Consider the following 14,127-nt stretch of genomic DNA (forward strand, 5'->3'; position numbering starts at 1 on the left):
ATGCCAACATTCATCTGCCCTGATGGCCTTGCCGTTGCCTATCGAACCAGCGGCCAGGGCGCACCTCTCCTGTTGTTGAGCGGCCAGGGGAACGGGATGGGCTGGTGGGATCCGATTGTCGCCGATTTCGAGTCCGACCATCTGGTCATCCGTTTCGACTACCTGGGAACCGGCGGCAGCGACGCGCCGGCGTCCGGCTATTCCCTTGGCAGGTTCGCCGACGATGCCGTGGCGCTGCTGGACCATCTGGGGATCGAATCAAGCGCCGTCTACGGCACCTCCATGGGTGGAAAGGTGGCGCAGCAACTGACGCTGCGCCACCCTGCCCGTGTGAAATCCCTCGTGATCGGCTGTTCCTCCACCGGAGGACCGAACATGCTCCGGATGTCCACAGAGATCGGCTCCCGCATCGCAGATCCGGCGACCAAGGAAGCAGTCCTGACCGACCTCATGTACTCACCCGCATGGACGGCCTCGCACCCCGGCCCCTATGCCACCCTGGGCGAAGCAAGCACGCCCCAGGCGCGACTGGGCCACCGGCGGGCAAGCAACGGTCACGACGCGTGGGACCAGCTGGGCGCCATCACGGTTCCCACCTTGGTCCTGCACGGCAGCGATGACCTGATGGTTCCACCGGGCAACGCCGATCTCCTGGCCGGACGGATCCCCAACGCCCAGGTACGCATCATTTCCGGCGGACGCCACGCGTACTTCGAAGAGTGCCGCGAGATCGCCAGCCCGATCGTCCTGGACTTCCTGGCAGGAGCATTGTCCGTGCCTTCGGGCGACTCGAAATAAGCACTATTGGACTGCCCTCAGGGCAGCGTCTAGCGTAAGTCTTATGTCAGGGGAACCCGCAGGAAAAGCAACAGCGAAGTCGAACAACAATCCGCTGCTTGTGCTGAGGAAAATCACGTCCATTCTCGATGCCTTCTCCCTGACGCGGCCGGTGCTCACGCTGGCCGATATCCGCGAGGCCACGGGCATGCCAACGTCCACCGTGCAGCGGTTGGTCACCAACCTGACGTCCCAGGGCTTCCTCGACCGCGAGGAAGATGCCTACCGGATCGGCCTCAAAATGGCGTACTGGGCGGCGCCGGCGACGCGCGGCAAGGCCGTGCTGGACGTCATCGGTCCGCTGCTGAAGGACCTGCGCGACACGACGGGCGAGACCGCCTGCTTCTTCCGCGCCGAGCAGCACTACCGCGTCTGCGTAGCATTGGCGGAAACCCGGCACGCCCTCCGGCGGGAAATGCACCTGGGCAAGATCCTGCCGCTGCACGCGGGTTCGGCCGGGCGCGTGCTGCTCGCTTGGGATCCGGAACTGCTGGCCGAACTGGTCAAGGACCCGCTGCCGCCGCTCACCGAATCCACGATCACCAGTTCCGAAGACCTCGAGACTGTCGTGAAGCAGACCCGGACCGACGGTTTCGCCATCACCACCGAAGAGCGCGAGTCCGGGGCATCCGGCTTGTCCGCCCCGGTCTTCGACTCCGCAGCCGGCCTGGTGGGCGCCGTGACGATCAGCGGCCCGACCATGCGGATGCCCCGGCAGGTCTGCGAGGACTGGGTCGAGACCCTCCTGCAGACTGCCGAACGCATGACGCGGCTCATCGGCGGGCGCTTCCCCGGTGAGCCAAAGGCCTAGCTCTGCAGCATTCCGGCGCCAGGTAGCTGGCCGCCGTCGGACACCGAATTAACGACGACGGCGATGTCCGCGCCTGCTTGGCGCATCGCGGCAGCGTCCGAGGCAACCAGCACGTCGGCGAAGTTCTCCCGGTAGTCACCCAGGTCTTCAGAGACGGAGCCAACGACGGCGAAGACCGGCAGGCTTCGGCCGGTCTTACGCACGCGGTGCAGGATGGCCGAAATGATCTTGCCTTCCGACGTCTGCGAATCGAGCCGCCCCTCGCCGACCACCACGGCGGTAGCCTGCTCCAGCTCCCGGTCGAACCCCACGGCACCAAGCACCGCGTCGGCGCCGGAGACCAGTTCCGCGCCGAAATGTGCCCACACGCCGCCGGCAAAACCACCGGCCGCACCGCTGCGCGGGACCCGGGTCGGGTCACGCGGGAACTCCTTTGTCTGCCGCGCCAACCGTTCCTCAAGCACTTTCACGGTGGCGGGGTCCGCGCCCTTCTGTGGCCCGAAGACCCGCGCCGCATCCACGAACGTGGTTGTGACATCGGAGAGCACGGTCAGCTGGGCGCCGCGAAGTCCGCCGGCTTCCTGAATCGCCCGGACCGCGCCGGCGCCGCCGTCGGTAGTTGCCGATCCGCCCGCTGCGACCAGGATCGTCTGCGCACCGAGGCGCGCAGCCTCGGCGATCATCATTCCGGTGCCATAGGTACTGGCAGACACGGGGTCGCGAGCACCGTCGTGCGCCAAAGTGATTCCGCTGGCCTGGGCCAGTTCGACGACGGCGCTGCCCCCATCCGCCGTGATCCCGATTTCCGCGCGGGCCGGGCTCCCCCAGGGGTTCTGCACCTCCACAGGCACGGGCCGGGCACCAAGCCCGCGGCAGAGCGCCTCGAAGGAACCCTCACCGCCGTCGGCCACCGGCAGCTGGACGGCATGGCCGCCGGCATCGGCAACACCTGCGGCCACTGCCGCGGCGACTTCGGCCGCGGTGTACGTTCCTTTGAAGCTGTCCGGCGCGATCAGGATGCTCATGCCCACGCCCCGGGATTGACTGCGTGCGGCGGGATCCGGCCCTCGGCCATGGCGACCGCGTTCAGGGCGCTCAGCCGAGCCATCTCGCTGCGCACCGGGACCGTGGCACTGCCGACATGCGGCAGCAGGACCGTGTTGGGCAGCTCGGCCAGGCCCGGGGCCAGCCGGGGCTCGTTCTCGAAGACGTCCAGGCCGGCGCCGGCAATCTGCCCGTTCCGCAAGGCTTCCACCAGCGCGGCTTCGTCCACAATCGGCCCGCGGGCCGTGTTGATCAGGATGGCGCCGGGCTTCATCCGTTCCAGCACGTCGGCATCCACCAGATGCCGGGTCTGCTCATTGAGCGGGACGTGGACGGAGAGGAAGTCGCTGCGCTCCACCAGCTCGGTCCACGGCACCTGCCGGACCTTGCCGGCGAATTCGCCCAGCTCCTCGTCGCTGACCGGCCTGTCCCCCGGCGGCCGCGGCGCGAAGATCACTTCCATGCCGAAGCCCAGTGCCCGGCGGGCGGTGGCACGGGCAATCCGGCCGAACCCGGCCAGACCCAGCACACGGCCGGACACATCGTGGCCCAGCATCAGCTCGGGCTCCCAGCCGTGGAACTTCCCCTCGCGCACCAACCGGTCCGCCTCCACTACCCGCCGGGCAGTCCCGAGGATCAGCAGCAGGGCGATATCCGCCGTCGCGTCCGTGAGCACGCCCGGCGTATTACCCACCATGATGCCGTTGGCCGTGGCGGCGTCCACGTCAATGTTGTTGTAGCCCACCGCATAGTTGGAGACACCGCGCAGCCGCGCCCGTGACAACAGCGGCGCGTCCACCTGGTCACGCAATTGCGTCAGCACGACGTCGTAATCGCCGGAGGCGCAGAGCTCGGCCAGCGTTTCATAGTCCGGCGGCTCGGGCAGGACGGTGACCTGCCCGGCTGCCTCAAGCAGCTCCAGTCCGGGCGAGGGAACGGCTGTGGTGACGAGGAACCGGGCACCCATTCAGAGCCCCCTGTCGCATACGGGTTCGCGGTCCGAGGCAATGACCCATTCGAAGGCTTCCGCCTTGGAGCGGGCGCCCTGGGCCGACTTGGAGCGGTTGGGCTCGCCCAGTTCCGCCAGCAGTTTTTCGGACAGGTCCACCAGTCCGGCGAAGGTGGCCGGTGTGAGCCCCTCGGGCCGGGTGGCGAAGAGGATGTCCTCGGTGGAGGTGTTGCCGCTGGCACCCGGGGCGAAGGGGCAGCCGCCCAGCCCGCCCAGGGCCCCGTCCACCAAGGTGGCGCCGGCCGCGATGGCCGCCAGCGTGTTGGCCACGCCGAGGCCCCAGGTGTCATGGCCGTGGTAAACGATGCGCCGTGCCGGGGACTCGTCGCGGACGCGGGAGATGAGGCTGGCCACCTGCGCCGGGACCGCCTGGCCCAGGGTGTCGCAAATAACGACGTCGCAGGTGCCTTCCGCCCGCGGGTCATTGGCGATGGCGAGCACCCGTTTCTCCGGCACGACCCCCTCGAACGGGCAGGTAAAGGAGGTGGCGATGCAGAGCTGGATCTGCCCGTTGACGGCGCGGGCATGTGCCACGGCCTCGGGCAGTGCGGCGAGGCTGGCGTCGGTGCTGCGGCCAATGTTGGCCTGGTTATGGGAGTCCGACGCCGAAAGGCAGTACTGGAAGTTCCGCGCTCCGGCCGCCGCGGCCTTGGCCACGTGTCCGGGCGTCGCCACCCAGATCCAGCACTTCTGAAGCTCCTCCGCCGTTAGCGCCTGCACCACTTCAAGCGTGTTGGCCATGGTCGGCACCAGATCTGCGCGCGCCATGGAGCCGAGCTCGATGGACGGTACGCCCAGCCGCAGCAGTTCGCGGACGGTCTCGACCTTGCGTTCGGTGGAGAGCATCTTGCCGGTCAGCTGCAGCCCGTCGCGCAGCGTGACGTCCCGCAGTTCCGCGCGGGGTTCCAAGGTGAAACTCATGCCTGCAGTGCCTCCTCGCGGCTCGAGGCCGCATTGATTTGTTCGGTGTCCATGCCCAGCAGTCCGCCGAGGACTTCGTCAGTATTCTCGCCCAGATCCGGACCAAGGTTGCGGATGGGCAGCGACTGCCCGCCGATCACCGGCACGATCCCCGGGAAGCCGACGTCGGAAAGCACTTCCTCGCCGGTGGATACGTCGAACTTCTGGATCATGTTCCGCGCCGCGTACTGGTCATCGGCGACGATGTCTTCCGCGGTGTAGATGGGGCCGGCCGGCACCCCGGCGGCGTCCAGCGCGGCGAGGGCGTCCGCGGCCGGGAGTCCGGCGGCCCATTCGCCGATCGCCGCGTCTAGTTCCTCGCGCCGTGCCCAGCGGAGGGCGTTGGACTGTAAGTCAGGGTCAGCCCCCAGGTCAGGGCGGCCGATGGTTTCCATGTACCGCAGGAAGATGCCGTCGCCGTTGCCGGCCACTACGATGCTGGCGCCGTCCGCGCAGACGTAGGCGTTGGACGGGGCGATGCCTTCCATTCGGCCGCCGGTGCGTTCGCGGCGCACGCCGTACGCCTCATAATCCGGCACGAGCGATTCCATCATCGAGAACATCGCCTCGTTCAACGCGACGTCGATAATCCGCTCCGGCAACGCAACAGCGGAACCCGAGTTCCGCCGTCGTGCTTCGCGCTGGAAAAGGCTCATCATGGAGCCGAAGGCGGCGTACAGGCCGGCGATCGAATCGCCGATCGAGACTCCCACGCGGACCGGGGCGCGGTCCGGATCCCCCACCAGGTTGCGGAAGCCGCTGTAGGCCTCGGCCACCGCGGCGAAGCCGGGGCGTTCGGACAGCGGGCCGGTCTGGCCGAAGGCGGAGACGCGCGTGATGATCAGCTCCGGGTTGGCCTCGTTGAGCACCTCGGGCCCCAGCCCCCACTTCTCCAGGGTGCCCGGCCGGAAGTTCTCCAGCAGGATGTCCGACTTCGCGGCCAGCTCCAGCACCGCCTGGCGGCCCGCGTCGGTGCGCAGATCCAGCACCACCGATTTCTTGTTGCGGTTGATGGTCCGGTACAGCATGGACGTGTCGCCCTTGTGCAGGCGCCAGTTCCGCAGCTCGTCGCCGGTGCCCGGGCGCTCCACTTTGATCACCTCGGCGCCGAAATCGGCCAGCAGCCGTCCGGCGGTGGGGGCGGCAATGTAATTGCCCAGTTCAAGAACGCGCACGCCGTCCAGCGGGGCGATGGGTGTCTGTGTCATAACTCTTTCCTCGATAGTGCAGTACGTCTGGCGGCCGGGATCCGGCCTAGAAGAGCAGGCTCATGGGCATGATCAGCAAAATTGCGACGACGGACGCCACCGACACGCCGACCGTCACCGACTTCAGAGCGCCCCGGACGCTCTGGCCGAGCAGCGACTGCAGCAGCCAGAAAGTGTTGCTGGTGACGTGCACCATGAATAGCGAGCCGGCGCCGGCGGCGAGGGCGATCAGGACGGGATCGATGCCGATGGCCGGGGCGATCGGGGCCAGCAGGCCCGCGGCGGTGATGGCCGAGAGGGTCACGGAGCCGACGGCGATGTGCAGGAGGGCGGCAATGCCCCAGACCACGAGCAGCGGAGCCACCGTGCTGGCGGAGAAGAAGCCGCCGAGGATGTCGCCCAGTCCCGCGGCGCCTACGGTTGCCGCGAGCGAACCGCCGACACCGGTGAGGATGAGGATCTGCCCGCTTTCCTTGAAGCCCGTGGCGATGGCGGTTTCCACCCGCTTCTGGCCCACCGTGTACCGACCCACGATGCCGGTGCCGATCAGGCCGATCAGCAGGGCGATGACGGGCTCGCCCAGCAGCTGCAGCCAGGCCATCTCGATCTTCAGGATTTCCAGGATCGCGCCGGCTCCGATGAGCAGCAGCGAGACCAGCAGCGGGGCGAACAGCACCAGCAGCGGAGCTTCGCGTTCCTTGTCCGCCTCGGCGACGGCAACCGAAGCGCCGGCCGGAACAGGTTCAACTGCGGAGCCGTCTCCGTTGGAGCGGCCCGAGGTGCCCGGAGCGCCCGACCCGTTGCCGGTGCTGCCGCTTCCGGCACCGGTAGCTGTACAAGCCGCGACCGTCTCGGTCCCCGCGACGGCGGTATCGTCGTCGTCCTCGTCGAGATAGATGTGGTCCTCATCCTTCTCTTCGTTCCAGAAGCCCCTGCGGAACAGGAACGTCATGATGGCGATCGAGATGATGATGGTGGGGACGATCAGGATCAGTCCGAAGATCATCATCTTGCCCAGCGGCACGCTCAGCAGGCCGGCAAGGGCCAGCGCCGCGACGCCCGGAACCATGAAGACAATGCCGCATTCGAGCGCGATGGCCATGGCCGTAGCCATCCGCGCCGTGCCCAGTTTGCCGATCCTCGGCGCCAGCTTGCGGGCCAGCGGAGCGGAAATCACCAGCAGCACGTCTAGGAAGATGGACTGCAGCGCCGTACCGAGGGCCAGACCCATCGTGTAGGGCAGCCGCTTGGGTCCGAAGACGTGCAACAGGTGCTCCACCAGGCGCCGGATTGCCCCGGTCTCGTTCAGGATCGAGCCCATCAGCACGCCGAAGGCAATCAGCAGGCCGACCTCGACCATGATTTCGCCGAAGCCGCCGGTGATCGTCTCTACTGTCTTGGTCACGCCGAGCCCGGCCGAGAGCCCCAGGTAAACGGAGCCGATGATCAGGGAAATGACGGGGTTGACCTTGAACCTGACAATCAGCACCACGGTGGCAAGCACAGCCACCGCAGTGTTGATCAAGATAGCCATATCGGACATGGGAAGAATCCATTCAGTCGAGCCTTCAGCACTGGAGGCTGCGTACGAGTTTAGCTGTGACGGGAAGCACAGCACTTATCCCATATTATGGGTTATGACTCACATTGCAAGACTTACGTCATAGAATTACGACGGCGCGCGGGGGCTGCGAATCGAATCCCACCTGCGTGCCGCCGTCGTTGTTCGTTATCAGGAGCCCCGGTTACCTGCCGCATCCCGGCGCGACCCAAGAAGGTGAAGCTACTGAACGAAATCTGTAACCAGCGGTACTAGCGCTGTGCCAGAACTTCCGGATCCTCGGCAGCCAGGGCGCTCACCGTCTCGTCATAGAGGGGTGCCGGGCCTTCGTTGTTTACCTGACCGGCAGACGGCGTCCGATGCGACTCAGCTCCGGCGATCCGCGGCGGGGCAACCGGAGCGGCAGGAACGGCGGGAGGGGCAGCCTGCATCATTTCTTCAGCCGACCAATCGCCGTCGTACTCGTGGGAGTAGTAGCCGTGCGCAGCGGCTTCGGCTTCGGCAATGGCCTCTTCCTCGGCCCGCTGCTGGGCGACTTCGGCGCGCTTCTGGTACATGTGAACGGTCAGGTGGGTGATGGCCAGCAGCACCACCGGCGGCATCGCGGCCACCAGCGCGGAGACGATCGGCGGAATGCCCGACGCCATCTTGTCCACGGTGAGGATCGCGTGCACGGAGTTGGCGGCGGTGGAGACGATCGCGCCAAAGAAGAGGAGCGACCAGGGGTAGATCATGGCGCGGCGGCCGTGGCCATTCAGCGCGACGATGGCCACCGTGGAGGCGACGATCATGCCATCCACGATGATCGGCCAGATCCAGGCCAGGCGCGGTTCGATGCCGGAGCGCTGCGCCAGATCGGTCAGGGCGGCGAAGGAGAGCACAAAGGCACCGATCGCGATCAAAACCGTGGCGCCGACGGCGGTCCTCAGGACGGCCTTGTGCGGCTCGTTGGGAATCTTGTTGGCCATGTCCGTGGCTGCCTTCTGCTTGAACCGTGCCGGCGGACCGACAGGGACACTGAGGGCCCCGGAAGATTCTACTGTGGCAACACTACGGTGCGGTGCATTTCAGCGAACGACGTCGGGTGCCCGGCTCTTTGTGAGCCAGGCACCCGCCGTCGTTGTTCGATGATTTGGGCTAGGAGAGCTTGGACGCCACCAGCGAGGTCAGGTCCACGAGGCGGTTGGAGTAGGCCCACTCGTTGTCGTACCAGGCGACAACCTTGACCTGGTTGCCGATGACCTTGGTCAGGCCGGAGTCGAAGATGGCCGAGGCCGGATCGGTGACGATGTCCGAGGAGACAATCGGTTCATCGGTGTAGGTCAGGATGCCGGCCCACTGCTCTTCGGCCGCGGCGGCCTGGTAGGCGGCGTTGACTTCCTCGGCGGTGACCTCGCGGCCAACGGTGACGGTCAGGTCAGTGGCGGAGCCGGTGGGAACGGGGACGCGGATGGCAAAACCGTCCAGCTTGCCCTTCAGCTCCGGCAGCACCAGGCCGATGGCCTTGGCGGCGCCGGTGGAGGTGGGCACCATGTTCAGCGCGGCGGCGCGGGCCCGGCGCAGGTCCTTGTGCGGTCCGTCCTGCAGGTTCTGGTCCGCGGTGTAGGCGTGGATGGTGGTCATCAGGCCGTGCTCGATGCCGAAGTTGTCGTTCAGCACCTTGGCCAGCGGGCCCAGGCAGTTGGTGGTGCAGGACGCGTTGGAAATGATGTTGTGCTCGGCGTCGTCGTACAATCCGTCATTGACGCCCATGACCACGGTGAGATCCTCGCCGGTGGCCGGGGCGGAGATCAGGACCTTGCGGGCGCCGGCAACCAGGTGCTTCTCGGCGTCCGCGGCGTTGGTGAAGAAGCCGGTAGATTCGATCACGATGTCCACGCCCAGTTCGCGCCAGGGCAGGTTGCCCGGATCGCGCTCGGCCAGCACCTTGACGGTCTTGCCGTCGACCACCAGGTTGCCGTTCTCCACCCGGACCTCGGCGGCGAGCCGGCCGGTAACCGAGTCGTACTTGAGTAGGTGTGCCAGTGTTTCAGGGCTGGTCAGGTCATTGACCGCTACGATCTCGAGGTCCGCGCCCAGCTTCCCCTGCTGCAGAGCGGCGCGGAAGAAATTACGGCCGATGCGTCCAAAACCGTTGATTCCAATTCGAGTGGTCATGGGAGGTCTCCTTCAAGCGCGCTGCGCCATTTATTTAGTGTCTAAATTTAAACTCCATTACTATTGTCTGAAACAACCGGCCCGACGTCAAGAGGAACTTTCGTGGACAAGACAGCCAGCACCCCGCAGGCCTTGCGGCGGACCAACCTCAAGGCGGTCCTGGAGGTCATGCGCGACGCCGGCGCGATGACGGGAACGGATCTGATCGAGGCCACCGGGCTGACCCGGGCCACCGTGATCGCGGTCTGCGACGACCTGATCCGCCGTGGTTGGGTGCGCGAGCTGGAGGGCGACCGGAGCTCCCGCACACAGAAGGGCCGCCCGGCACGACGCTTCGAGTTCAACGCTTCCGCAGGCTGCGTGCTGGGACTCGACGTCGGCATGGCCACGGTCACCGTCCTGGTTGCCGGGCTCACCGGGCAGATGCTCGGCCGGGCCGCGGAGCGCTTCCGCAAGACCGCCGATGACGCCGAACGGCGTGCCACCATTGCCCGCACCGCCGATCGCGCCTTGGCGGAGGCGGGCCTGCCGCACTCGGCCGTGCTCGCCGTCGGGATCGGGCTGTCCACTGCAGTGGACCGGCATGGCAACATCACCAAGGGCCTGCAGCTGAGTGAGCATTTCGACATCGGACTGCAGACGGAGCTGTGGCAAGGGCACGGCTGGCCGGTCCTGCTGGAGAACGATGCGAACCTGGCCGCCCTCGGCGAGCACTGGTGCGGCGTCGGCGCCGGAGTCGACGATCTTGCCGTGATGCTGGCCGGCGAACGCCTCGGCACTGGCCTGATCGAATCCGGCCGGCTGCTCCACGGCAGCAACGGCGGCGCCGGAGAAGTGGGCACGCTTGAACTGGTCGACGGTGTCGGCAGCCAGGACGGCATCGCCCGGCTCGCCAGGCACTGGGGCACCGCAGCGCTGGCCGAGGGCAAGCCCACGCTGATCCGGGACCTGGTGGGCCCGCACACCACACGTGTCTCCGCGAGGTTTGTGTTCGAGGCAGCGGCCAAAGATGACCCCGTCGCACAGGAGATCCTGGAACGCATCGGCCGCCGCATGGCCCGCGTCATCTCCCTGCTCGGCACCTTCCTCAACCCGGAGCTGGTAGTTATCGGAGGGGCCGTCTCCGCCTCGGCGACCGCCCTGTTGCCGACCATCAACACGGAACTTCCGCGGCTGACCGGAACCCCGCCGCGTGTCGCCGTCTCCGAGCTGGGCGACGCGATTGTCGCGACGGGCGCCGTCCGGCTCGCCCTGGCTTACGTGGAAGACAATGCGCTGGCGCTCACGCCCGCCGGCGCCGGGCAGGGCGCCGGCTTGTAAGACATTTGCCCGCGGCAACGGCTTTTTTCGTGCAGAACGTCTGCTGACAGACCTCAGCTCTGGCAGATCTGCAGGCGGTCGATTAGGTTCGAATTTGGCCATTGGTTTTTCCCAACCAATGGCCTCGCGCTGCCCGGCCCCAACCGGCGGCGCGATCATTCGCCTAACCTTTGGAGGACATGCAGTGACGCACTACCCCAAGCCCCATCCCGGTTCCCGGCCCAAGCGGTACCGCGCTCTCGCAGCCGCCGCAGCCATCGCCGTCGTACTCCCCTTTGGCTCGCTGGCCCCGGCGGCGGCCGACGCGAACTTCCCCTCGCCCGAGGGGCAGACCAACATTTCGAGCATCCTCACCTACGCGGACGTGGTGGCCGAGCTGCAGAAGCTCGAGCAGACCAGCCGCTACGACGTGAACGCCTTCACGCTGGAAGAAGCCGGCATGCAGGTCAGCACGTCGGAGCAGGGCCGCGACCTGTACGTGGCCACGGTGGGCAGCGGCGAGGAACATGTGTGGGTGCAGGGCCGGATCCACGGCAACGAACCCTACGGCACGGACTCGATCCTGACGCTGCTCAAGGACCTGGGCAGCAACGGTTCCGCGGACTACTCCCTGCTGCGCGAGAAGTTCACCTTCCACTTCATCCCGATGTACAACCCGGACGGGTCGGAGGCGAACATCCGCCACACGGTCCTTTGGGACCAGGAGTCGGACGCGCCGGAACTGGACGCGGACGGCAAACAGCAGCGGATCGACCTGAACCGGGACTGGACCGCGGACGGTTTCGTGGCGGACGAGTCGCTGGCGTTCTACGAGTACTGGGCCAAGGTCAAGCCGGACTTCGGGATCGACATCCACCACCAGGGCCTGAAAAAGGAGTGGGGAACCGGCGATGACGTCACGCTCTCGCTCGGCATTTCGCTGGCGCCCGGTGGGCCCACGCTGCCCGGGATCGAGAACGGCGCGTACGACGTACTGACCCGCCAGATGCACGTCTATGTCTACGACCAGCTGGCCAAGTACGGCTCCATCAATATGGACCGCTACCAGGTGGGCAACGGTCTGGAAATCGACATCAAGGGCGGGGTGGTTTCGGCCATGATGCTCGGCCTCAACTACCAGAACCTCAACCCGCAGGGCCACTCCAACCCGGTGGTGTTCTTCGAGACCTCCGGCAACACCTCGGACGGCAGCCTCGGCCAGAAGGCGCGCGGCAAGTCCGTCCGGCAGAACGTGCTGGCAATGAAGGAACTGCTGCTGGGCCTGGCCACCGGCGAAGTGCAGCAGGCCGACGCCGACCGCTGGGAAGACATCCCGCACCAGCCGGTCAGCGGCTACCAGACGGACTACGACGGAGTCGTCCCGGTTCGGTAGGTCCGCTCGCATCGCGTAACGACGGCGGACGGCCGGCTTGGGTGCCGGACGTCCGCCGTCCATTGTGCTCTGATGCGCCAGGCTCTACGGTGAATGAACCGCATTCCAAACCGCAGGAGCGGGCATGGGCAACATCCGCGAATGGAGGGGGCGGACGCCATTTCAGTTTCCGGCCGCCTTCACCCTCGCCTGTGCGGTCGTTTGCGTCCTCGCCTTCGGAGTGTGCTTGGCAGCCTTCGGAATTCGCCCTGTAGCCAATGTTGCCAGCGCGGCAGCCTTCGGCACCGGGGAAACGCAACCGGCATTCCCTGGGCAGGACCGCGGTTCGAGGGACCATGCCTTTGCGGCGGTAGACGCCTATTTGCAGGAACAGATCGACGCCATCGGAATTCCGGCAGTCTCTATCTCCATCATCAAAGACGGCCGGCAAGTACACCAGGCGGCGTTCGGCAGCGCCGATAATTCGGGGCGACCAATGACCGCGCAGACACCGGTACTTCTGGCATCGACCAGCAAATCCTTGACCGCCATCGCCGTGATGCAGCAGGTGGAGGCCGGCCGGTTGGAGCTGGACGAACCTGTGCGGACGTACCTGCCATGGTTCAGCATGAGCGACAGCCGCGCGGCGGCAATCACCGTCCGCCATCTGCTTCACCAGTCCAGCGGGCTGTCCACGGCTGACGGCTCGGCTTTCGGCGCCTCGGACACTCAGGATCCTGACGCGCTGGAACAGGGCGTGCGGGATCTGTCGGGCGCCAGCCTGGCTCACGCTCCGGGAGAAACGTTCACCTATTCCAATGCCAACTACAACATCCTCGGCCTCCTGGTGCAGACGGTTTCCGGCCAGCCGTTCGGGGACTACATGAGGGATCAGGTGTTCGCACCTCTGGACATGACCAGCAGCCACACCACTCGGGCAGCCGCGCGAGCGGACAGCTTGGCCGCGGGGTACTCGCTGTGGTTCGGCGCCTGGTGGCGGCAGACCGACGTGCCTGCAGCAACCACCGGAATGCCTTCGACCACCATGTACTCATCGGCTCAGGATCTCGGCCACGAGTTGATCGCTCTGACAGACGGCGGCGTGTACCTGGACCGCCGGATCCTCCGGCCGGAAAGCGTCGAGACGCTGCTAACGCCCCGTGTCCGTGTGGATGGGTCGAAGAGATACGCTATGGCGTGGTTTGCCCGACCGCTGCTGGAATCGACAGCGCCCGACGCATCGCCCCCGGAAGCCGGCGACCTGCCGTTGCTACTGGAGCATCAAGGTGAATGGGGCAACACGCACTCCTATTTAGCCATAATTCCCTCCTCCGATCTCGGCCTCGCCCTGCTCATCAACGGGAACGACACCTCCGCGCCGTCTCGACTCCAGGCGCTGGACAGCAACGTCCTGCGGATTCTCCACGGGCAACCTCCCGAACCCCTGACCGCCCAGGAGGACTGGCTGCAGCAGTACGGTTGGGCCGTCGCCCTGGCACTGCTGCTCGCTGAACTGGCGAGCCTTGCACTGGTACTCCACTTTCTGGCACAGAAACACACAGGCTCCACCCGCAACGCGGCCCCGCGCCGAGGGATGATTATCATCTGGACTGTCGGGGCAATGGCCCTCGATGCCTTCCTCATCTGGTTGGCTTTCGTTTACGCACCAGCCCGGTTCGAAACCTATCTCGCCGTCGTCATCCACCAGTTTCCCGACGTCGGCGCCACGCTCGTACCAGCGCTGACATTGGCCATAGTCTGCCCGCTCCCCAGGACCGTCTGGCTGCTCTCCCGGTTGCGGAAGCCTCGCCCCATCTATTGACCACGCAGCCCACCGGATTTACAGTTAAGGAACTTATTAATTAAGGA

Annotated in this window: 12 protein-coding genes; 5 read left to right on the plus strand and 7 right to left on the minus strand. The window is 66.3% G+C overall.

The window, feature by feature from the left end; genetic code table 11:
• Together AC3A4M_RS20375 and AC3A4M_RS20380 are read left to right on the plus strand one after the other, a co-directional pair.
• On the plus strand, positions 1-798 hold the full coding sequence (locus AC3A4M_RS20375; RefSeq protein ID WP_498738129.1) for an alpha/beta fold hydrolase: 798 nt from the start codon (positions 1-3) through the stop codon (positions 796-798).
• Positions 799-841: 43 nt separating this feature from the next.
• Complete coding sequence (locus tag AC3A4M_RS20380) at positions 842-1,648, plus strand: IclR family transcriptional regulator (RefSeq protein ID WP_498738131.1); 807 nt, start codon at positions 842-844, stop codon at positions 1,646-1,648.
• On the opposite strand, the gene AC3A4M_RS20385 is transcribed toward AC3A4M_RS20380, so the two are convergent.
• The 7 genes from AC3A4M_RS20385 to gap all read right to left on the minus strand — a co-directional run bounded on the left by AC3A4M_RS20385 (position 1,645) and on the right by gap (position 9,587).
• Entirely contained in the window at positions 1,645-2,673 is a 1,029-nt protein-coding gene (locus AC3A4M_RS20385) for a glycerate kinase family protein (protein ID WP_498738133.1), read from the minus strand. The two genes, AC3A4M_RS20380 and AC3A4M_RS20385, sit on opposite strands and share 4 nt — an antisense overlap.
• Complete coding sequence (locus tag AC3A4M_RS20390; protein ID WP_498738135.1) at positions 2,670-3,659, minus strand: 2-hydroxyacid dehydrogenase; 990 nt, start codon at positions 3,657-3,659, stop codon at positions 2,670-2,672. Before AC3A4M_RS20390 ends, AC3A4M_RS20385 begins: the two co-directional genes overlap by 4 nt.
• Positions 3,660-4,622 carry a hydroxymethylglutaryl-CoA lyase-like TIM-barrel protein gene (locus tag AC3A4M_RS20395; protein ID WP_498738136.1) on the minus strand — a complete coding sequence of 321 codons (963 nt, stop codon included), beginning with the start codon at positions 4,620-4,622 and terminating at the stop codon, positions 3,660-3,662.
• Positions 4,619-5,869 (minus strand): CaiB/BaiF CoA transferase family protein, encoded by a 1,251-nt coding sequence (locus AC3A4M_RS20400; RefSeq protein WP_498738138.1) that lies wholly within the window; start codon positions 5,867-5,869, stop codon positions 4,619-4,621. Before AC3A4M_RS20400 ends, AC3A4M_RS20395 begins: the two co-directional genes overlap by 4 nt.
• A 46-nt stretch (positions 5,870-5,915) precedes the next feature.
• Entirely contained in the window at positions 5,916-7,412 is a 1,497-nt protein-coding gene (locus AC3A4M_RS20405; RefSeq protein WP_498738140.1) for a GntP family permease, read from the minus strand.
• Between the two features lie 269 nt (positions 7,413-7,681).
• Positions 7,682-8,398 (minus strand): DUF2637 domain-containing protein, encoded by a 717-nt coding sequence (locus AC3A4M_RS20410; RefSeq protein WP_498738142.1) that lies wholly within the window; start codon positions 8,396-8,398, stop codon positions 7,682-7,684.
• Positions 8,399-8,567: 169 nt separating this feature from the next.
• Entirely contained in the window at positions 8,568-9,587 is a 1,020-nt protein-coding gene (gap, locus tag AC3A4M_RS20415; RefSeq protein WP_498738144.1) for a type I glyceraldehyde-3-phosphate dehydrogenase, read from the minus strand.
• 102 nt (positions 9,588-9,689) lie between these two features.
• Between gap and AC3A4M_RS20420 the strand changes: the two genes are divergently transcribed.
• The 3 genes from AC3A4M_RS20420 (at position 9,690) to AC3A4M_RS20430 (ending at position 14,080) form a co-directional block, all read left to right on the plus strand.
• On the plus strand, positions 9,690-10,907 hold the full coding sequence (locus AC3A4M_RS20420) for an ROK family transcriptional regulator (RefSeq protein ID WP_498738146.1): 1,218 nt from the start codon (positions 9,690-9,692) through the stop codon (positions 10,905-10,907).
• A gap of 184 nt (positions 10,908-11,091) precedes the next feature.
• Positions 11,092-12,279 (plus strand): M14 family zinc carboxypeptidase, encoded by a 1,188-nt coding sequence (locus AC3A4M_RS20425; RefSeq protein WP_498738148.1) that lies wholly within the window; start codon positions 11,092-11,094, stop codon positions 12,277-12,279.
• A 220-nt stretch (positions 12,280-12,499) separates the two neighbouring features.
• Positions 12,500-14,080, plus strand: coding sequence for a serine hydrolase domain-containing protein (locus AC3A4M_RS20430; RefSeq protein WP_498738196.1), 1,581 nt, complete (start codon positions 12,500-12,502; stop codon positions 14,078-14,080).
• Positions 14,081-14,127: the final 47 nt, after the last annotated feature.

The organism is Arthrobacter sp. Soil_C_60 (assembly GCF_057656375.1).

Bases quoted from the DNA above. Each gene is read 5' to 3' on its own strand.
- AC3A4M_RS20375 (WP_498738129.1), top strand. From the start codon at position 1: ATGCCAACATTCATCTGCCCTGATGGCCTTGCCGTTGCCTATCGAACC.
- AC3A4M_RS20380 (WP_498738131.1), top strand. From the start codon at position 842: ATGTCAGGGGAACCCGCAGGAAAAGCAACAGCGAAGTCGAACAACAAT.
- AC3A4M_RS20385 (WP_498738133.1), bottom strand. From the start codon at position 2,673: ATGAGCATCCTGATCGCGCCGGACAGCTTCAAAGGAACGTACACCGCG.
- AC3A4M_RS20390 (WP_498738135.1), bottom strand. From the start codon at position 3,659: ATGGGTGCCCGGTTCCTCGTCACCACAGCCGTTCCCTCGCCCGGACTG.
- AC3A4M_RS20395 (WP_498738136.1), bottom strand. From the start codon at position 4,622: ATGAGTTTCACCTTGGAACCCCGCGCGGAACTGCGGGACGTCACGCTG.
- AC3A4M_RS20400 (WP_498738138.1), bottom strand. From the start codon at position 5,869: ATGACACAGACACCCATCGCCCCGCTGGACGGCGTGCGCGTTCTTGAA.
- AC3A4M_RS20405 (WP_498738140.1), bottom strand. From the start codon at position 7,412: ATGTCCGATATGGCTATCTTGATCAACACTGCGGTGGCTGTGCTTGCC.
- AC3A4M_RS20410 (WP_498738142.1), bottom strand. From the start codon at position 8,398: ATGGCCAACAAGATTCCCAACGAGCCGCACAAGGCCGTCCTGAGGACC.
- gap (WP_498738144.1), bottom strand. From the start codon at position 9,587: ATGACCACTCGAATTGGAATCAACGGTTTTGGACGCATCGGCCGTAAT.